General features: G+C 46.4%; 15 protein-coding genes. 9 read left to right on the forward strand and 6 right to left on the reverse strand.

Annotated features, from left to right (window positions below):
- Nucleotides 1-458: 458 nt before the first annotated feature.
- From QVD32_RS10795 to QVD32_RS10805, 3 genes are read left to right on the forward strand one after another with little or no spacing between them, the layout of a single operon-like run.
- Nucleotides 459-1,025 (forward strand): manganese efflux pump MntP, encoded by a 567-nt coding sequence (locus QVD32_RS10795; RefSeq protein ID WP_008861318.1) that lies wholly within the window; start codon nucleotides 459-461, stop codon nucleotides 1,023-1,025.
- 6 nt (nucleotides 1,026-1,031) lie between these two features.
- Nucleotides 1,032-2,054, forward strand: coding sequence for an FAD:protein FMN transferase (locus QVD32_RS10800; protein WP_021891798.1), 1,023 nt, complete (start codon nucleotides 1,032-1,034; stop codon nucleotides 2,052-2,054).
- A 17-nt stretch (nucleotides 2,055-2,071) separates the two neighbouring features.
- Entirely contained in the window at nucleotides 2,072-2,512 is a 441-nt protein-coding gene (locus QVD32_RS10805) for a DUF1648 domain-containing protein (protein ID WP_021891797.1), read from the forward strand.
- A 69-nt stretch (nucleotides 2,513-2,581) separates the two neighbouring features.
- Here the strand turns inward: QVD32_RS10805 and QVD32_RS10810 are convergent, their stop codons facing one another.
- Complete coding sequence (locus tag QVD32_RS10810; RefSeq protein WP_021891796.1) at nucleotides 2,582-3,628, reverse strand: asparaginase; 1,047 nt, start codon at nucleotides 3,626-3,628, stop codon at nucleotides 2,582-2,584.
- A 600-nt stretch (nucleotides 3,629-4,228) separates the two neighbouring features.
- On the opposite strand from QVD32_RS10810, the gene thrA reads away from it, so the two are divergent.
- Genes thrA through thrC form a run of 4 tightly spaced genes read left to right on the forward strand, consistent with a single transcriptional unit; the run spans nucleotide 4,229 to nucleotide 9,819 of the window.
- Nucleotides 4,229-6,664, forward strand: a complete 2,436-nt coding sequence (gene thrA, locus QVD32_RS10815) for a bifunctional aspartate kinase/homoserine dehydrogenase I (RefSeq protein ID WP_021891794.1) — start codon at nucleotides 4,229-4,231, stop codon at nucleotides 6,662-6,664.
- A 21-nt stretch (nucleotides 6,665-6,685) separates the two neighbouring features.
- Nucleotides 6,686-7,270, forward strand: a complete 585-nt coding sequence (locus QVD32_RS10820; protein ID WP_021891793.1) for a YdeI/OmpD-associated family protein — start codon at nucleotides 6,686-6,688, stop codon at nucleotides 7,268-7,270.
- Nucleotides 7,271-7,285: 15 nt separating this feature from the next.
- Nucleotides 7,286-8,497, forward strand: coding sequence for a cofactor-independent phosphoglycerate mutase (locus QVD32_RS10825; RefSeq protein ID WP_118687375.1), 1,212 nt, complete (start codon nucleotides 7,286-7,288; stop codon nucleotides 8,495-8,497).
- A gap of 14 nt (nucleotides 8,498-8,511) precedes the next feature.
- Entirely contained in the window at nucleotides 8,512-9,819 is a 1,308-nt protein-coding gene (gene thrC / locus QVD32_RS10830) for a threonine synthase (protein WP_118687374.1), read from the forward strand.
- Between the two features lie 70 nt (nucleotides 9,820-9,889).
- On the opposite strand, the gene QVD32_RS10835 is transcribed toward thrC, so the two are convergent.
- Together QVD32_RS10835 and QVD32_RS10840 are read right to left on the reverse strand one after the other, a co-directional pair.
- Nucleotides 9,890-11,065 (reverse strand): purple acid phosphatase family protein, encoded by a 1,176-nt coding sequence (locus tag QVD32_RS10835; RefSeq protein ID WP_118687373.1) that lies wholly within the window; start codon nucleotides 11,063-11,065, stop codon nucleotides 9,890-9,892.
- Nucleotides 11,066-11,411: 346 nt separating this feature from the next.
- The gene (locus QVD32_RS10840; RefSeq protein WP_118687372.1) at nucleotides 11,412-12,698 is read right to left on the reverse strand and encodes an O-acetylhomoserine aminocarboxypropyltransferase/cysteine synthase family protein; all 1,287 of its coding nucleotides are present in this window, start codon (nucleotides 12,696-12,698) and stop codon (nucleotides 11,412-11,414) included.
- 176 nt (nucleotides 12,699-12,874) lie between these two features.
- Here QVD32_RS10840 and QVD32_RS10845 point away from each other — a divergent pair, with 176 nt between their 5' ends.
- Nucleotides 12,875-13,336: an Lrp/AsnC family transcriptional regulator gene (locus QVD32_RS10845; protein ID WP_040295957.1), complete on the forward strand. Its 462-nt coding sequence runs from the start codon at nucleotides 12,875-12,877 to the stop codon at nucleotides 13,334-13,336.
- Between the two features lie 62 nt (nucleotides 13,337-13,398).
- Here QVD32_RS10845 and QVD32_RS10850 read toward each other — a convergent pair whose 3' ends face one another.
- Together QVD32_RS10850 and cdd are read right to left on the reverse strand one after the other, a co-directional pair.
- Nucleotides 13,399-15,177, reverse strand: a complete 1,779-nt coding sequence (locus tag QVD32_RS10850; RefSeq protein WP_118687371.1) for a DNA polymerase III subunit gamma/tau — start codon at nucleotides 15,175-15,177, stop codon at nucleotides 13,399-13,401.
- Nucleotides 15,178-15,464: 287 nt separating this feature from the next.
- Nucleotides 15,465-15,947: a cytidine deaminase gene (gene cdd, locus QVD32_RS10855; protein WP_021891785.1), complete on the reverse strand. Its 483-nt coding sequence runs from the start codon at nucleotides 15,945-15,947 to the stop codon at nucleotides 15,465-15,467.
- Between the two features lie 128 nt (nucleotides 15,948-16,075).
- Between cdd and QVD32_RS10860 the strand changes: the two genes are divergently transcribed.
- The gene (locus tag QVD32_RS10860) at nucleotides 16,076-16,975 is read left to right on the forward strand and encodes a glucosaminidase domain-containing protein (RefSeq protein ID WP_118687370.1); all 900 of its coding nucleotides are present in this window, start codon (nucleotides 16,076-16,078) and stop codon (nucleotides 16,973-16,975) included.
- A gap of 56 nt (nucleotides 16,976-17,031) precedes the next feature.
- Here QVD32_RS10860 and QVD32_RS10865 read toward each other — a convergent pair whose 3' ends face one another.
- Nucleotides 17,032-17,790, reverse strand: a complete 759-nt coding sequence (locus QVD32_RS10865) for an exodeoxyribonuclease III (protein WP_118687369.1) — start codon at nucleotides 17,788-17,790, stop codon at nucleotides 17,032-17,034.
- Between the last annotated feature and the right edge of the window lie 919 nt (nucleotides 17,791-18,709).

The raw sequence follows: 18,709 nt of genomic DNA on the forward strand, positions 1-18,709 counted from the left end.
TTGCCATGTCTGTAAGGCTGATGTAGTCTTCTTCATTGTACTTGACAACGCTAATATCTGTATTTTGAACGGTAATTTTTGCCATTGTATTGTAATTGATGCAATGAGTTTCAATCACAAAAGTCGCTATAATTTGCGAGATTATGTCTTTTTTAATGGACTATTTGCAAAGATGAAATACAACAATTCGATTATTGGTATTGTCTTTCCCGACAATTATTTTAATTCTATATTAGAAAGAATTATTGAATAGTGCTGTGTTTCAAGTATCTGAAATTCAATTTGTTAATAAAATATTGTCTTTGATTTTCAAATAATTCGCTAAAAGTTTATTCTTCAAATGGTTGTATCGAGCCGTCGAAAATCTAAAATATATTGAAATAGAGATATTGCCGATTTTTCTTCGATTATTCCGCTGTTTTTCGATAACTTTGCGCCGAAACATAATCAAATAACAAGTGTCATTATTCGAGCTTTTTGTTTTGGCTGTCGGGTTATGCATGGACAGCTTTGCCGTGTCGTTGACATCGGGTGTCCTTTTGAAGCCTTTTACGTTATCCCGTGTTTTGAAGATAGCCGCTTTTATGGCAGTTTTTCAAGGAGCTATGCCGCTTATCGGTTGGTTTTTGGGCATTGGGTTTAAGAATTATATAGAAGCCTACGATCATTGGGTAGCATTCGGTGTTTTACTCTTTTTGGGAATGAAAATGATTTATGAAGGCTGGCCCCGGAAAGGAGAGTCCGAACCCTGTTGCATTGATCCTGCCGATACGCGTACGTTGGTAGGTCTTTCGTTGGCTACGAGTATCGATGCTTTGGCCGTGGGTATTTCGTTTGCGTTTCTCAACATGACGATGATTACGCCCACGATAGTTATTGCCGGTGTCACATTTGCCTTTTCTTTGGTCGGGGTTTATATCGGTCGTCAGTTCGGCCGCCGTATACATAACTTTGCCGAGGTCGTCGGGGGAGTTATCTTGATAGGGATAGGCGTGAAAATCTTGTTGGAACATTTGTTTTTTTAGGAGGTTATGGATAAAAGATATGCTCGTTCATGGTGGGCAGTCGTTCTGTTTTTGGTCGTGTTTCTGTCGACAAGTGCCATACGTCGTTGCGGCAAGAACACATATCGATATGACGAGGGGCTGATATTCGGCACTTTTTACCACATAACCTATAAATATCCCGAATCATTGTCCGAGGAAATCAAGAACCGGTTGTTGCAATTCGACGCTTCGCTCTCTCCGTTTAACGATACTTCTATTATTTCGCGGATTAATCGCAACGAACCGGTCGAGACCGACCGGTGGTTCGAACATGTTTTCAATGCTTCGCAGCGTATATACACACGCACGGGTGGGACGTTCGACCCTACCGTATCTCCGCTTGTCAATGCATGGGGATTCGGTTTTAAAAAAGGGGTTATTCCCGATTCTGTTCAGGTCGATAGCCTGTTGCGGCAAGTGGGTATGAATAAATTGGCTCTTGAAAATCATCGGGTATTAAAGTCCGATACTTGTATTACTCTCAATTTTTCGGCCATAGCCAAAGGATATGCCTGCGATGTGATAGGACAGTTATTGTTCGATAAGGGAATCGATGATTTTATGGTCGAAATAGGCGGCGAGGTATTCGCCCGTGGAAAAAATCCGGAAGGAAAAATGTGGCGAGTGGGGGTGAACCGTCCCACTATTGCCGATGGCGAAGCCGGAACGATCGAAGAAATCGTGCAGATAACCGATGCCGGATTGGCTACATCGGGTAATTATCGCAATTATCGTATGGTGGACGGAAAACGGATTGCACATACGATAGACCCCGTAACAGGTTATCCGGTACAACACACGTTGTTGAGTGCGACGGTAATGGCTCCCGACTGTATGACTGCCGATGCATATGCTACCGCTTTTATGGTTATGGGATTGGAACGCAGTAAGGCATTGGTCGATTCTTTGCCGGGGGTCGAGGCTCTGTTTCTCTATCAAAACGGTAGCGATACTACCCGGATAGATTATTGGGCAACGCCCGGAATGCGGGAAAAGATAGAGCGGTAGAATAATCTCTTGAAGCCATGAAAAAGCAGATAAAAGAAATCCCCTCGATACTCTTCCTTATGATTTCTTTTGGAATAGCCATTCGGGTAATGACCGGAGGAAAGGAAGAAGTCCCTCTGCACTGGAATGTCCGGGGCGAGATAGATTCGTGGGGCGACACGTGGACGATCGTTCTTCTTCCTGTCATCGCTTTGGCGTTGTATGGATTACTCACCCTTTTGCAACGTTGGCCTCAATGGTGTAACTATCCCTGCAAAATAACCGATAAGGCAGGCGCATATAAACTCATGTCGGGTATGATAGGTCATATTAAGAACCTCGTTATGCTGCTCTTTCTCTATATTACGCTGTCTGTGGCGCAAATCATAGAGCTGAGTACCTGTGTGTTGCTACTTATCGCTCTTGCCATACCGTTCATAATTATTGTTATGTCCAAAAAATTCGAACGGTTTTCTTGAAACCGATTGCCGATGATTGTTGCTTCTTTTTGATTCGGTTGTCTTGTGTCTCGGTGTTTTTTACTTGGCCTAATTATGCAACGTCAATGTGATTTCCCCGCTTAGCGAGCGGTTCATATTTTCTTTTACGACTTTGGCGGAATAGCGGTGACCGAACAGGAACATAAGTTTGGTAAGTACGGCTTCGGTTGTACTGTCATAGCCGCTCACTACGCCCACGTCTTCGAGTTTGCAACCGGTTCCGTATCGGCTCATTTGTACGCTTCCTCCCATACATTGGCTCACATTGACGATAACGATGCCTTTGTCCACGGCCTCTTTCAGTAAGTAGAGGAACCACTCCTTCACGGGAGCGTTTCCCGATCCGAACGTTTCGAGCACGACACCTTTCAATCCCGGAATGTTTAGAATGGAGCGCACGGTTTGTTCCGATATGCCGGGGAACAGTTTCAGTACTACGATGTTGGTATTCATCAAATAGTGCGGACGCAGAGGTTTCGATGTGGTGCGGGCGATTTGGTTTTCGTCGTAGTGAATGTGTACCCCCGCCTGTGCCAACGGAGGATAGTTGGTCGATACGAATGCGCTGAAACTTTCGGCACTTATTTTAGTTGTACGGTTCCCTCTCAGCAGATGGTTCCCGAAAAAGATACACACTTCCGGGACCAGAGGTTCACCGTTGGTATTTTTGGCGGCAGCTATTTCGATGGCGGTAATCAGGTTTTCTTTGCCGTCGGTGCGCAACATGCCGATGGGAAGTTGCGAGCCGGTGAGAATAACCGGTTTGTTCAGATTTTCGAGCATGAAACTGAGAGCCGATGCTGTGTATGCCATCGTGTCGGTTCCGTGCAAGACGACAAATCCGTCGAATAAGTCGTAATTGTCGGCGATGATGTGTACCAGTTTTACCCACGAGTCCGGTTCTATTTCCGACGAGTCGATGGGGGGCTCGAATTGTACCGTTGAGATAGAGAATCCAAGTTGTCGCAATTCGGGAACTTTATCGAGAAGGTGATGAAAATTAAAAGGTTCGAGGCTCCCGGTTTTGCTGTTTTCTACCATTCCGATAGTTCCGCCGGTGTAAATGATAAGGACCGATGTTATATTTTCAGGCATACATCAATGATTTATTTCTTTACAAAAAGTAGTGAATACGGACTGAAACGAATAGGATTCGGTTGCGTCGGGTATGCCACATTTTTTTGTTTGGTTGTACAAAAATAGTCATTTGCGGGGGAAAATATCATTTTGTTTGGCAAAATATTCCCTATTATCGGCTATCTCCCTTTCCATGTGGCAAAAAGATATTTTCAAAATGTCGTTTAAAAACGTCTGTAAAATACAAAATTGTAAAAGAAATGATATTTTTATAAATCATTTTGTGCTTGTTTTTATTCAAAAAATAAAAAATAGATTACTTTTGCAATAAAAGAGAAAATAGATGACATCGGGCGGCAGTCGATAGAGTTTGGTTGTATCCCTCGGTTGTTGCATGTTTGAGAGGATTTAAAGATGATAATATTGATGACAAGGTTACGATATAGAACATATTTTTTCTTCGGGGTTACGGCTATGGGTACTACCCCTTAGGGGGGAGGACGTTATTTCATTATCTCGATTTACCGTAATTGGGTATGGCTTTTAACTAAGTTTTGTAACTTTGTGTATGATTCCCCATAGGTTGGGGAAGGTAACACCGATAGAAATTCACCAGATATGAAAGTATTGAAATTCGGAGGCACGTCGGTCGGCTCGGTAGAAAGCATGTCGAGTGTCAAACATATAGTCGAGAGTTGTCGGGAGCCTGTTATTGTAGTGGTTTCGGCGCTGGGGGGAATAACCGATAAACTCATTGGTACGGCCAAAATCGCAGTGGAAGGCGGTAATGCTTATGAACACGGTTTTCGTGAAATCGTAGATAGGCACATTGCCATGATACATGGCGCTGTCGATTCGCATAAGAGAGACGAACTTCTGTCGCTCGTAGAGCCATTGCTCGATGAGTTGGGAAATATTTTCAAAGGCGTGTCTCTCATTAAAGATTTGTCGGTAAAGACCCTCGACACGATTGTCAGCTACGGCGAGCGTCTCTCCTCGTTGATTGTCAGCCGGGTTATCGACGGGGCCGAGCATTACGATTCCCGTCGGTTCATCAAGACGCAGATGCAGTGTGGTAAACACATTGTCGATTTCGAGGAGACCAACCGGTTGGTGAAAGCCGGTTTTAATCCATTGCCTCGTATAGCCGTCGTTCCGGGATTCATCGCCTCTGACAAGAGCAATGGCGATGTCACCAATCTGGGGCGTGGAGGATCGGATTATACGGCAGCTATCTTGGCTACCGCTCTCGATGCCTCGCAGCTCGAAATCTGGACCGATGTCGATGGCTTCATGACAGCCGACCCCCGGGTAATCAATACGGCATATGTCATCGAGCGGTTGTCGTTTGTCGAAGCGATGGAATTGTGCAACTTCGGTGCGAAGGTTATTTATCCTCCGACCATTTATCCGGTATTTCACAAAAATATACCTATATTCATTAAGAATACTTTTAATCCTTCGGCTCCCGGAACCCTCATTTCCGAGGACAATTCGCATACCGAGGGGAAGGCCATCAAGGGTATTTCGTCTATCAACGACACGTGTCTCATCACTTTGTCGGGTATGGGCATGGTGGGTGTCATCGGTATCAATTCACGTATATTCAACCGGCTGGCAAAGTCGGGTATCAGTGTCTTTTTGGTGTCGCAGGCATCTTCCGAAAACAATACGACATTTGCCGTGCGCAATGCCGATGCCGAGTTGGCGGTGAAAGTATTGCGCGAAGAGTTCCGCCACGATATGGCTGTCGGAGAAATCAGTGCGATCGAAGCCGAGAAAGATCTTGCCACCGTAGCTATCGTGGGCGAGAATATGAAGCATACACCCGGTATTGCCGGAAAACTGTTCAACGTTTTGGGGCGCAACGGTATCAACGTGATAGCTTGTGCGCAGGGGGCTTCTGAAACCAATATATCTTTTGTGATTGCACTTGGCAGCCTGCGCAAAGCGCTCAACGTCATACATGATTCTTTCTTCCTCTCCGAGTCGCAAGTGCTCAATCTTTTTGTCGTAGGTGTGGGTACGGTAGGTAAGGACTTGTTGCAACAAATCAGCAAGCAACAGCAACGGTTGCTCGAAACGAAGGCATTGCAGCTTCGGTTAGTGGGCATTGCCAACTCTCGTAAGTGCCTTTTCGATAGGGAGGGTATTGACGTCGAGCATTGTCAAGAACTGCTCGACCGTTCCGAAATGGTTGCTTTGCCCGAAAAAATCAAGGACGAAATTATCAAAATGAATATCTTCAATTCGGTGTTTGTCGACTGTACGGCAAGTCCCGATATAGCCGCGCTTTATAAGACTTTGCTCGACCACAACGTGTCGGTAGTGGCATCCAATAAGATAGCCGCTTCGGGATCGTACGATTCTTATCGGGAATTGAAGCTGACTGCTCGCAAGCGTGATGTGAAGTACCTTTTCGAGACGAACGTTGGGGCGGGGTTACCCATTATCAACACGATTAACAACCTCATCAACAGCGGCGATAAGATTTTGAAAATCGAGGCAGTGGTTTCCGGTACGCTCAATTATATTTTCAATGTGGTGGGAGCCGATGTCCCGTTGAGCCGGGCTGTGCGTATGGCGCAGGAAGCCGGATACAGCGAGCCCGATCCTCGTATCGATTTATGCGGACAGGACGTTATCCGCAAGTTGGTGATTTTGGCGCGCGAGGCCGGATACAGGGTAGAGCAGAGCGATGTGAAAAAAAAGCTCTTTATCCCCGACAACTATTTCAAAGGTTCCCTTGCTGATTTTTGGAAAGCGATACCGCAATACGATGCCGAGTTCGAACAGTATCGTAGACAAGTCGCCGATCGGGGTAAAGTTCTCCGTTTCGTCGCCACACTCGACCACGGCGATGTCGAGGTGGGGTTGCGTGAAATCGATTCGGCTCATCCGTTCTTCCATCTTGAAGGGAGTAACAATGTCATATTGCTGACTACCGAGCGTTATCGGGAATATCCTATGGTCATTAAAGGATATGGTGCGGGAGCCGAAGTTACAGCTGCCGGTGTCTTTGCCGATATTATCGGTATTGCCAACATTCGATAAGGGTTATAACGAGTGCGAAGCATGGAAATAAGTAATGAGTTGAATGTCGGTTCCAGAGAGCAGCTGCGGGCTTGGCTGAGCGAGAATCACGACTCTTGCGATGAAGTCTGGATAGTGTGTTGCCGTTCCGGTCGGGTGCACACCTGCGGGTTACCCTATTTGGACGTTGTTTATGAAGCGCTATGTTTCGGCTGGATCGATTCTACCTGCAAGCGGGTCGGCGACAAGATGTTGCAACGGCTCACTCCCCGTAAAAAAGGAAGCAATTGGACCGAGCTCAACAAGGCTCGTTTCAGGTATCTCGAACGGGAAGGGACGATGACTGATGCGGGAAGGGCGGTTTTTCCCTATTTGCTTGAAACGGAATTTACGATAGACGATATTATCGTCGAAGAGCTGCGGAAACACCCTGTGGCGATGGATAATTTCTCTCGGTTTCCGGAGCTTTATAAGCGGGTGAAAATAGGAAATATACAAATGAAAAGAAATAATTCGGATTTGTATTGGCGACGTTTGGACAAATTTATCCGGTTTACTTGTCGAAACAAGATGTACGGCGAGTGGAACGACAATGGAAGACTGTCGCAGATATATGAGAATAAATAAAAAAACAGAGGGCCTATGAAATATATCATTGTTTTGGGAGACGGTATGGCCGACGAACCCATCGGGAAATTGGGCGGACGAACGCCTTTGCAGTCGGCCGATACTCCGGCTATGGACTGGTTGGCGGCTCATGGTCGTTGCGGTTTGTTGAAGACAGTCCCCGATGGTTATCACCCCGGTAGCGAAATCGCCAATTTGTCGGTATTGGGTTACGACCTCGACCGGGTGTTCGAGGGTCGAGGCTCGTTGGAAGCGGCGAGTATGGGAGTCGATATAGAGTCGGGCGAGATGGCGATGCGCTGTAATCTTGTCTGTATCGAAAACGGTCGTATCAAGAACCATTCGGCCGGACATATCTCTACGGCCGAAGCTGCCGAATTAATTGATTTTTTACAAGAAGAATTGGGCGGTGAGGATGCCAACTTCTTTCGAGGCGTTTCGTATCGGCATTTGTTGAAGTTGAAAGGCGGAGACAAGCGAGTCGACTGTACCCCTCCGCACGATGTTCCCGGTACGCTTTTTCGTGAGGTAATGGTTCGTTCCCTCGTTCCCGAAGCCGTTCCGACAGCCGATCGTCTGAACGAGTTGATATTGCGTTCGCAACAGATTCTGCCGTCGCATCCGGTCAATCGGAAGCGTGTCGCCGAAGGTAAAGATCCGGCGAACAGCATCTGGCCGTGGTCTCCCGGTTATAAGCCCCGTATGGAGACACTGGCCGAGCGTTATGGGATAAAGAGCGGCGTTGTCATTTCGGCGGTAGACCTCATTCGGGGTATCGGTGTATATGCCGGTCTGCGGCCTGTCGAAGTCGAGGGAGCGACCGGTTTGTATGATACCAATTACGAGGGTAAAGTTCAAGCGGCGATCGAGGCATTACATACGCACGATTTTGTATATTTGCATATCGAAGCCAGTGATGAGGCCGGGCATGAAGGCGATGTCGATTTGAAAGTTCGCACGGTTGAATATCTCGATCATCGGGTTTTAAAACCGCTCATCGATGCCGTATCTCGAATGAGCGATTCGGTGACGATGGCCTTGTTGCCCGATCATCCCACCCCTTGCCGGTTGCGCACTCACACGGCCGAGCCTGTCCCGTTTGTGATTTACAAATCTGGGGTGGAGCCCGACGGAGTCACCCGGTACAGCGAGTCCGATGTAGCCGGCGGCGCTTATGGGGTGCTGGTAGGAGAGCAGTTTATAAAAGAGTTCTTTCGGAAAAATTAAAATAGAAAAGAGCGATGCAATTTTACAGTACGAATAGAAAAACTTCGCCGGTTTCCCTCCGCGAAGCAGTGGTGAGAGGATTGGCAGCAGATAGGGGGCTTTTCATGCCTGAGGTGATTCGCCGGTTTCCCCCGGCATTTTACCAAAATATGAAAGAGATGACCTTGCGCGAAATTTCTTTTGTCGTGGCCGAGGCCTTTTTCGGGGAAGATGTGGAAGCCGGTAAATTGAAAGAGATTGTCGACGAGACGCTCAACTTCGATATTCCGTTGGTGCAGGTGGCCGATAACCGGTATAGTTTGGAACTTTTTCACGGACCCACGTTGGCATTTAAAGATGTGGGGGCGCGCTTCATGGCTCGGTTACTCGCCTATTTCAATAAACAGGAGGGCGAGCGGCAGGTCAATGTGTTGGTAGCTACATCTGGCGATACGGGCAGTGCCGTGGCAAATGGATTTTTAGATGTTCCGGGTGTAAAAGTATTCGTGCTTTACCCGCAAGGGAAAGTCAGCGAGATACAGGAAAAGCAGTTTACCACACTCGGTCGCAACATTACGGCATTGGAAGTGAGCGGTACATTCGATGATTGTCAGGCATTGGTGAAGAATGCCTTTATGGATAAGGAGCTGAACGAGAAACTCTATCTTACTTCTGCCAATTCCATCAACGCGGCCCGTTTCCTGCCCCAGTCGTTCTATTATTTTTACGCCTATGCGCAGTTGTGCGGGTTAGTCGGGAAGCCCGAAGATGTCGTGTTCAGTGTGCCCAGCGGAAATTTCGGCAATATTACTGCCGGTTTGATGGCTAAACGTATGGGACTGCCTGTGAAACGGTTCATTGCGGCCAATAACCGCAACGATGTATTTTTGCAATACCTGCGTACGGGAGTTTATACGCCGCGGCCTTCGGTCGCCACTATCGCTAATGCGATGGACGTGGGTGATCCCAGTAATTTCGCGCGAATACTCGATTTGTACGGAGGCTCGCACGATGCGATTTGTGCCGAGGTAAGTGGGGTAAGTTACACCGATGAACAGATTCGTCGAACGATGAGCGAAACTTTCCGTAACGAACGATACTTGCTCGATCCTCATGGAGCCTGTGGTTATCAGGCATTAGTCGACGGATTACAGCCCGGCGAGACAGGCATATGTCTCGAAACGGCACATCCGGCTAAATTTCTCGAAACGGTCGAATCCGCTGTTGGCGAGACGATTCCGGTTCCCGAAAAACTGCAAGTCTTTATGCAGGGAGAAAAACAAAGTATCCTTATGCCGGTCGGCTTCAACGCTTTCAAGCACTTTTTGCTCAATCAGCAATAAAGATTCTGTTACGTAAATCAAACAGCCGGGAAATTTTTCCCCGGCTGTTTGATTTATACGATTGTATTATTTATTGTTTCTGAAATTCTTTTTCTAACAGGATTTTTCCGTCTTCCTGTTTTACTTGAACCTTCAATGAATGGTTTGAGGCAAACAAGGTCAATACCGAGTTGTTCGAGTTCACGATGATGGGGAAGGAGGCCGCATTTCCTTTGTCGGAGAATCCGAATGCGTGCTCGTGACCGCTCAACATTAAATCTATTTGTGCTTGTTCCAATAAGGACAGTAGTTGTTTCCGCAGCCGTTCGGAACCGTACCAACCGCCTTTCGTGAAAGGAATATGTGAGATAACCACACGGTAGGAGGCGTTCTTGAACTCTGGGTTGTCTATCTCCCTAGACAGCCAATCCTTTTGTTCGAGCATATAGCTGTCGAAGTCTATCAGTCCCGAGTATTCCACATCGGTGTCGGGTTTGTCTTCCCCGCAGTCCAGCACGATGAAGCGAACGGGACCATAGGTGAAGGCATAATAGAATTTACCGTTGGGGCCGGCGAGGTATCGGGAGAAGTTGCGGGCATATGCTCCGCGGGTTTCGTGATTGCCTCTTGCGTACACGAATGGCTTTTGGGCGGCGAACAACTCGATAGAGGTGTTGAGGAAACTGGTAAATATGTCGCTTTGCCGGTTGATGTGGCTACACATGTCTCCGCAGAAAAGTACCATGTCGAAGTCCTGTGGCGGAGCCATGCCCAGTAGTTTCTTTTGCAATTCGTTATTCCCATGTATGTCGTTGACCATAACCATTGACAGGGTTTCTCGATGGTTGTCGAGAGTTGTGAAGGTCAACGGTTTTTTCCAGATGTCGGTGGATACTACGGAACCCATAACAGGACGGTAGGCCCGCAATTCTTTCACTTCTTGCGACAATACTCTGTAAAAATAGGTCGTATTTTTTTCGAGTCCTTTGACCGTCACCCGGTGCAGCGTGTCGACACAATATAAACCGTCTTGTGAGGCATAGGCTTTTCGTGGCGATTGGGAGTAGAAACTTTTCCCGGCTTCCTTTTTGCTAAATTCCACCCACGATTTGCAAGGCTTATCGGTGGTCCACACGACTGTTACTTCATCTTCGGACAGATTCTGTAAATAGGGGCCGTGAGTAATTTGGGCTGAGGGTTGTCCGGCTATGGCGTAAAGGGGAAAGACTATCCCTGCGACTATTGCAATGATTAATTTCTTTGTCATATCGGTAGATTCTAAAATAAATTATTCTTTAAACTGTGTTTTGTGATAACTATATAAAGCGGGCATAACTCGAAAAGAGGATAGGTTTGTGAAGAATCGATTACGGTATTTGTGTTTTCAAAAACTTAAAGCGATATTTTTATCCCCTTTTGTATGGGATAGAATATTTTGGCTTTTCCACAAAGATAACATATTTATTGCTTGTGTGATACTTCTCGTAAAAAAAATAAGAACGGTTTTTAAGTGAAGGTGTGTGATTGATTATCGGGAAAAGGGGTGATATAAGACTTGAAACGTCCCTGCCCGATATACGGGCAGGGACGTTTCGGCGCGTTATGATTTATAATTATACTTTTTCCAATGCTTGTTTCAAATCGTCGATGAGGTCGTCGATATGTTCGGTTCCTATGGAGAGGCGCACCGTGCCGGGGAAAATTTCCTGTTCTTCTTTTTCTTGGTCGGTAAGTTGAGAATGGGTAGTCGAAGCCGGGTGAATGACCAACGATTTCACGTCGGCGACATTGGCGAGCAGTGAAAAGATTTTCAGATTGTCGATGAAACGATGGGCTTCTTCTGTACCCCCTTTTATCTCGAAAGTGAAAATCGAACCGGCTCCCTGTGGGAAATACCGTTCGTACAATGCATGGTCGGGGTGGTCGGGCAAAGCCGGGTGGTTTACCCGTTTTACTTTCGGGTGTCGGGACAAAAAGTCCACTACTTTCAAGGCGTTTTCTACATGACGTTCCACGCGCAGGGAGAGGGTCTCCAATCCCTGTAAAAGCAGGAATGCGTTGAAGGGGCTGATGGCTGCTCCGGTGTCGCGTAGGATAACGGCGCGTATGCGGGTGACGTATGCGGCTGCTCCGGCGGCTTGGGTGAATCGGATACCGTGATAACTGGGGTCGGGTTCGCTCAACTGGGGAAATTTACCCGAAGCCGTCCAGTCGAATTTGCCCGAATCGACGATTATACCTCCCAACGATGTGCCGTGGCCTCCGATAAATTTCGTCGCCGAGTGTACGACGATGTCTGCTCCATGTTCGATAGGGCGTATCAGATAGGGTGTACCGAACGTGTTGTCGATAATGAGCGGTATGTTGTGGCGGTGGGCTATCTTGGCGACGGCATCGATGTCGATGATGTTCGAGTTGGGGTTACCCAGAGTCTCGATAAAAACAGCTTTCGTGTTCGGACGTATGGCTTTCTCGAAATTCGACAAGTCGGCAGGATCGACGAACGTTGCCGTCACGCCATAAGCCGGTAGGGTATGATCCAGCAAATTATAGGTCCCGCCATAGATCGTCTTGGCAGCGACAATATGGTCGCCGGCACAAGTAATGTTTTGAAAAGCATAAGTGACGGCGGCTGCGCCCGAAGCGACGGCAAGGGCGGCCACTCCGCCTTCCAGTGCGGCGAGACGTTCTTCCAGTACATTTTGGGTCGGGTTGGTTAATCTGCCATAGATATTGCCGGCATCTTTCAATTCGAATCGGGCGGCGGCATGAGCCGAATTATGGAATACATAAGAAGTCGTTTGATAAATAGGGACGGCTCTTGCATCGGTTGTGGGGTCGGGTTGTTCCTGTCCTACATGAAGCTGCAAGGTCTCGAAATGCAATTTTTTCTGTGCCATTATCGTTCGTTTTTTTATTGAAATATCTATTTGTTTATCCTGTACAAAGCTATATATTGTAGATATATCGAACAAGAATTTTTATAAATATGGAAAATATAACTATATTTGACGATATTATTAGAGTAAATATATCGTTTGTAATCTTGGGGACTTCCCCGAAAGAATACTATTCTATGGAAATATTGGATAAAACCGATTTGCAGATATTGCGAGTCTTACAAAACAATTCTCGCTTGACAACCAAAGAATTGGCGGCAAAAGTTAATTTGTCGCCTACACCTGTCTTTGAACGGGTGAAACGTTTGGAGGCCAACGGATACATCAAAAAATATGTGGCAGTGCTCGATCCTGCGAAACTCAATCGGGGTTTCGTCGTCTTTTGTAGCGTCAAGCTCCGTAGGCTCAATCGGGACATAGCCGCCGAGTTTACCCGCATTGTCCGGGAAATCCCGGAAGTGACCGAGTGTTACAACATTTCGGGCGATTACGATTATCTGCTCAAAATCCATGCTCCCGATATGAAATATTATCAGGAGTTTATTATCAATGTATTAGGTACGATAGAGAGCATGGGGTCGCTCATGAGTACTTTTGTCATGGACGAGGTGAAGCATGAGTATGGCATTCCGCTTTAATTTTTCCATGAGTTATCCCGCTGCCTTTTTCTTTCCTTTCCGTATCTTTTGCTCGTAAACGGTCAAGCGATTTCGAGGTCGAACGTGTCGTATAGGTTTTTTATATCGGGATTCTTTTCGATCATCTTCATCAGTACATCTTTCGGACTGAAAATAATTTCCTTCTCTCCCGGTTGGTTGATACGTAATTGCATGGAGAACTGGTTGTTCTTCAAGGCATTTTGTAGGAAAGACATCAATTCGTGGAAATGCTCGTTGATGTGGTCCACTTGAATTTGGGAATCGACCGACACTACGAAATTCTTGGGATCGACGAGCTGTGGGCGGCAACTCTGCATCGTATTGACGAGCACGACTTCCGTCGGTATGGTTTTGGCGTATTCCAGCCAAGCTGTGGTAAGGGCTTCGGCTGTGAATGGTGTATCGAGTACGGTTTGTACGGTCGATGTGTTTTCCTCTGCGACAGACTCTGCCGGTTTCTGATGTATGGAGATACGAGTCGGGGGAGCCGCTTTTCTTGTTTGTGTCGGAGCTGCCGGAATATCCCGTTTAAAAGTTGTAGGCCGTATGGTTGCGGCTCGGTATGCAGCCTGAGGTTCGGCAGTCTGGGTAACTCCCGATGTGGTTCCTGCCGTTTGTTGAGTGGCCGTGGTGTTTGGTGTCTGGTTCGTTGGGCTTACCGTTTGTCCGGCGTTGGGAGCCGGCGTTATCTTCTGCAACGGTGGATTTTCGGGAGCGCTAGTAACGGGGTTTGTGATTTGGCAAATCTGTATTAGAGTCAACTCCACTAAAAATTGTTTGTTGTTGCTTATGCGATAGTCGAGATCGCAACGGTTGCTCAGTTCCATCGCACGGTATAAGAACGGTAAGGTACATTTTTCCGCCTGTTCGCCATAGCGTTTGGCCACCGATTCGCTCACTTCGAGCAAGGGGAGGGTTACCGGGTCTTTACTGACCAGCAGATCGCGGAAATGACGGCTCAGTCCGCCGATGAAAAATTGGGCTTCGAAACCGTTGTCCCGTATTTCTTTGAATATCATCAACGCCTGCGGTACGTTGTTTTGCAAGAAAGCATCCACTAATCTGAAATAGTACTCGTAATCCAGTACGTTGAGGTTTTCGATAACCGATTTATAGGTGATGTGTCCGCCCGAAAAACTGACGACTTGGTCGAATACCGAGAGAGCATCTCGCATACCGCCGTCGGCTTTTTGGGCGATGATGTTCAAGGCCTCCGGTTCGGCGGTGATACCCTCTTGTGAAGCCACGTATTGTAGATGTTCGGCTATGTCGGTAGTGGTAATCCGTTGGAAGTCGTACACTTGGCATCTCGACAGAATCGTGGGCAATATTTTATGCTTCTCGGTAGTTGCCAGAATGAAAATAGCATGGTGCGGCGGTTCTTCCAGCGTTTTCAAGAAAGCGTTGAAAGCAGCAGCCGACAGCATGTGTACCTCGTCGATGATAAACACTTTGTATTTGCCTATTTGAGGCGGTATCCTCACTTGGTCGATGAGCGTGCGTATATTGTCCACCGAATTGTTCGAGGCGGCATCGAGTTCGATGATGTTGTAGGAGCGTTGTTCGTTGAAAGCTCGGCACGATTCGCATTCGTTGCAGGCTTCTCCCGATTCGGTCGGGTGGAAACAGTTGATTGTTTTAGCGAAAATACGGGCACACGAAGTTTTCCCTACGCCGCGAGGGCCGCAAAACAAATAAGCATGAGCGAGTTTGTTCGAGTCGATCGCATTTTTCAGAGTTTGAGTCAATGCTTTTTGTCCTACGACCGAACGGAACGTCGATGGTCTGTATTTTCGTGCCGAAACGATATAATTGTCCATATAGATTTTCTAAGTTCTTTTGCAAATATAGTGAAAGGAGAGCGCAGAGGCAAACGAAAATTTCATTTTCGGCTTGACTATGCCGAACCGCATCCGATATTCTACAAATATAGTGAAAGGTGAGTGCAGAGGCAAACGGAAATCACATTTCTGGATTGATTATGCCGAACCATATCTTATATATTCTACAAATATAGGAAAAGAAGAAGGCAAGATAAAATGAACAAATCTATTTTTCATACCTAATTGCCCTCTATATTTTGAAATATACAAAATTTTTCCGTACCCTATTCCGGCAAATCGCTTTTCCCGAAGCAGAGAGGCAGCAGACTCCGTATGGACTCTACGATATAAATTTCTTTTTTGCCATAGAGATAAATGCGCATCGGCTGGTTGTAGCGTTCCTCTGTTTCGAGAATTACCTGCCGGCAAGCACCACAGGGTGCTGTGGGGTGGTCGATGAAATCCCCGCTGGTTTGAGCGGCGATCGCCAACGCCTCTACGGGCAAATTGGGATATTGAGAGTTGGCATAGAATAGAGTAGTCCGTTCCGCGCAAATTCCTGACGGGTAAGCGGCATTTTCCTGATTGCTTCCCGTGATGACGGTTCCTCCCGATAATAGGGCGGCCGCACCTACTTGAAAGCGAGAGTAGGGCGAATAAGACCGGTTTGTTGCCTCTTTGGCGGCGTCGATCAACTTTTTCTCCTTTTCGTTTAGCTCATCATACGAACAAACGATTATCTTTGTGGTGATGTTCCGGTTTTCCATAACTGTAATTAAGTCGGTTCTATATTTGTGTTTACAAATATAGCGAAAGGTGAGTGCAGAGGCAAATAAAAAACAAATTTTGAGAGAACCGGATTTCTTGTCGTTTATTTTTAAGTATTGAGCGAATTATGAAACTACGATTCATCATATCCTTGCTTGCGTTGACTCTCTCGTTTTCGCAACTCTCGGCACAACGTAAAAATAAGGCCTATCTCGATTATATCGAGAAATACAGTTCATTAGCGGTAAAACATCAAAAGCAGTATGGCATACCGGCCAGTATTACACTGGCACAAGGGTTGCTCGAATCGGGAGCCGGTCGTAGCGAATTGGCCCGTATGTCCAACAATCATTTCGGTATCAAATGTCATAGCGATTGGAAGGGGAAGAGGGTTTATTACGACGATGATAAGAAAGACGATTGTTTCCGTAAATATAATAAACCGGAAGATTCGTTTGAAGATCATGCCCGTTTCTTAAAGAGAGCTCGCTATGCTTCTCTTTTCGAATTGAAAGTGACCGATTACCGGGGGTGGGCGAAAGGTTTGAAGCGCTGCGGGTATGCCACCGATAAGTCGTATGCCAATAAGTTGATTCAGACCATCGAGCTTTACGAACTTTATAAATACGACCGCCGTAGTTTCAAGCCTATTCGGGCGAAAGACCTTTTACCCGTTATCGTAGCCAATCCGCATCCCGTTTATCGTTCGTGGGGATTGCTTTATGTCGAGGCTCGCGACGGCGACTCGCTCGAATCCATAGCGAAGGAATTCGGTTTCTCGGTGAAAAAACTGGCGAAGTACAACGAAGTTCCCAAAGACTATCCGTTGGAGGCCGGCGACATTGTCTATCTCGAAAAGAAAAAGAAAAAAGCCGAGAAAGGCTATGACTGCTGTATCGTCCGTTCAGGTGACTCTATGCACACCATTGCGCAACGATACGGTATCCGGTTGAAAAATCTCTATAAGATGAACAAACTCCCGGACGATTATACCCCTTCGGTGGGCGATACTCTGCGACTGCGGTAGATAGTAAATTCGGTATTCACTATCGTTTGAGAAGTCGTTTAGAGGTATATGTATGATTATAAGTCAACTTCCAGCTCCACGGGACAATGGTCCGAGCCAAAAATTTCCGTGTGTATTTTCGCACTGCACAATTTCTCGTTGAGCGATGCGGAGGCAAGAAAATAATCGATACGCCAGCCGGCGTTTTTTTCTCTCGCTTTGAATCGGTAAGACCACCACGAATAGATGTCTTTTTGATCAGGATAAAAATAGCGGAATGTATCGGTGAATCCGGCAGACAGTAGTTGGGTGAATTTATTGCGCTCTTCATCGGTAAATCCGGCGTTTTTCCGGTTCGTTTTGGGATTTTTCAAATCGATTTCTTGGTGAGCCACGTTCAGGTCGCCGCATACGATGACCGGCTTTTGGGTTTCCAGTTGTTTCAAGAAGTGCAGAAAATCATCTTCCCATGTCATACGGTATTCAAGTCGTTTTAATCCTTCTTGCGAGTTGGGAGTATAGACATTTACCAAGAAGAAATCTTCCATTTCGAGAGTAATGATACGGCCCTCACGGTCGTGTTCTGTTCTATCCATGCCGTAACTGACACTGATGGGTTGAAGTCGGGTAAAGACAGCTGTTCCCGAATATCCTTTCTTTTCGGCATAGTTCCAATAAGACCGGTAACCGTCGAATTGCAAATCCAGTTGTCCCGCCTGCATTTTCGTCTCTTGCAGACAGAAGAAGTCGGCATCCAATTGCCTGAATATATCGGTGAATCCTTTGTCGTAACAAGCACGTAGCCCATTGACATTCCAAGATATGAGTTTCAGCATAGTGGTTTTTCTATTGTGATTGAGAACAAAAATACAATTTAATTGCTATTCATACGAAATCGACCGTGAAAATTATTGTAGTCCGATAAAAGAATAGTGTCCCTCGTTCGGTTTGTTACCATATGTTTTCGGGAGCATGGTTAATAAATGTCTGTTGAAATTTTTTCTTTGTCATTTTTCCTGTTGGATAACAAGGATTGCAAATTCGTATAGAGGGAGAATGACTTTCGATAGGTTCCGTTTCTGCAAGGTGGAATATAGGGGGAACCCCACGAAGCAAAGAGGAACCCCCAAAAGGTCGTTCAAATCGACTCTTTTACCCTCCTCCCTGCCGTGTCCCGTGGCATTGCGGGGTGTCGTGCAACAATAGAAGAGAAATGCACAAAACTATCCTTATGCCAAAACATAAAATGCCTCTTTCAATCCTCTCCCCCTGTGTTTCCATAAGGAAATATAGGGGGGAGTGTCCGCAGGACGAGGGGGTTAAACACAATAGTAGAATAAAAATATGAAATTCCACCCCCTGCCGTGCCCCGTAGTATTGCGGGGTGTTTTGCAGCGCAAAATATAGGGGAGGTGTCACGGAAGTGACGGAGGGGTTACATTTTATCGAAAATCTATTTGATTGTTTTTTCAACCTCTTGCCGGAGAGACCGGAATGTATTTGTCGACAAGCACATTCATCGCTAAAATACATGTCTACCCCACGGATTTTTCTGCTGAACTTAAAGAGGACTGTGAAATTAAGAAGCTGTTTTAAATTTATTCCGAGACAGATTGAGCCCTATGTTGAAGCAGATTGGAGTCTGAGATATGCAGCCAATAGCGGGCTATTGACAAAAATCAAGGGATTCAAGATGCGAGACAGGAGCTCAATATGGCCGGAACATACCTGCTTGAAATGATAATATTATTTCTC

Origin of the sequence: Barnesiella sp. (genome assembly GCF_022723415.1) — a bacterium.
Taxonomy (GTDB): Bacteria; Bacteroidota; Bacteroidia; order Bacteroidales; family Barnesiellaceae; genus Barnesiella; species Barnesiella intestinihominis.

Excerpts from the sequence above, each read along its gene's own strand:
- QVD32_RS10800 (WP_021891798.1), top strand. The coding sequence starts at position 1,032 with ATGGATAAAAGATATGCTCGTTCATGGTGGGCAGTCGTTCTGTTTTTG.
- QVD32_RS10805 (WP_021891797.1), top strand. The coding sequence starts at position 2,072 with ATGAAAAAGCAGATAAAAGAAATCCCCTCGATACTCTTCCTTATGATT.
- QVD32_RS10810 (WP_021891796.1), bottom strand. The coding sequence starts at position 3,628 with ATGCCTGAAAATATAACATCGGTCCTTATCATTTACACCGGCGGAACT.
- thrA (WP_021891794.1), top strand. The coding sequence starts at position 4,229 with ATGAAAGTATTGAAATTCGGAGGCACGTCGGTCGGCTCGGTAGAAAGC.
- QVD32_RS10820 (WP_021891793.1), top strand. The coding sequence starts at position 6,686 with ATGGAAATAAGTAATGAGTTGAATGTCGGTTCCAGAGAGCAGCTGCGG.
- QVD32_RS10825 (WP_118687375.1), top strand. The coding sequence starts at position 7,286 with ATGAAATATATCATTGTTTTGGGAGACGGTATGGCCGACGAACCCATC.
- thrC (WP_118687374.1), top strand. The coding sequence starts at position 8,512 with ATGCAATTTTACAGTACGAATAGAAAAACTTCGCCGGTTTCCCTCCGC.
- QVD32_RS10835 (WP_118687373.1), bottom strand. The coding sequence starts at position 11,065 with ATGACAAAGAAATTAATCATTGCAATAGTCGCAGGGATAGTCTTTCCC.
- QVD32_RS10840 (WP_118687372.1), bottom strand. The coding sequence starts at position 12,698 with ATGGCACAGAAAAAATTGCATTTCGAGACCTTGCAGCTTCATGTAGGA.
- QVD32_RS10845 (WP_040295957.1), top strand. The coding sequence starts at position 12,875 with ATGGAAATATTGGATAAAACCGATTTGCAGATATTGCGAGTCTTACAA.
- QVD32_RS10850 (WP_118687371.1), bottom strand. The coding sequence starts at position 15,177 with ATGGACAATTATATCGTTTCGGCACGAAAATACAGACCATCGACGTTC.
- cdd (WP_021891785.1), bottom strand. The coding sequence starts at position 15,947 with ATGGAAAACCGGAACATCACCACAAAGATAATCGTTTGTTCGTATGAT.
- QVD32_RS10860 (WP_118687370.1), top strand. The coding sequence starts at position 16,076 with ATGAAACTACGATTCATCATATCCTTGCTTGCGTTGACTCTCTCGTTT.
- QVD32_RS10865 (WP_118687369.1), bottom strand. The coding sequence starts at position 17,790 with ATGCTGAAACTCATATCTTGGAATGTCAATGGGCTACGTGCTTGTTAC.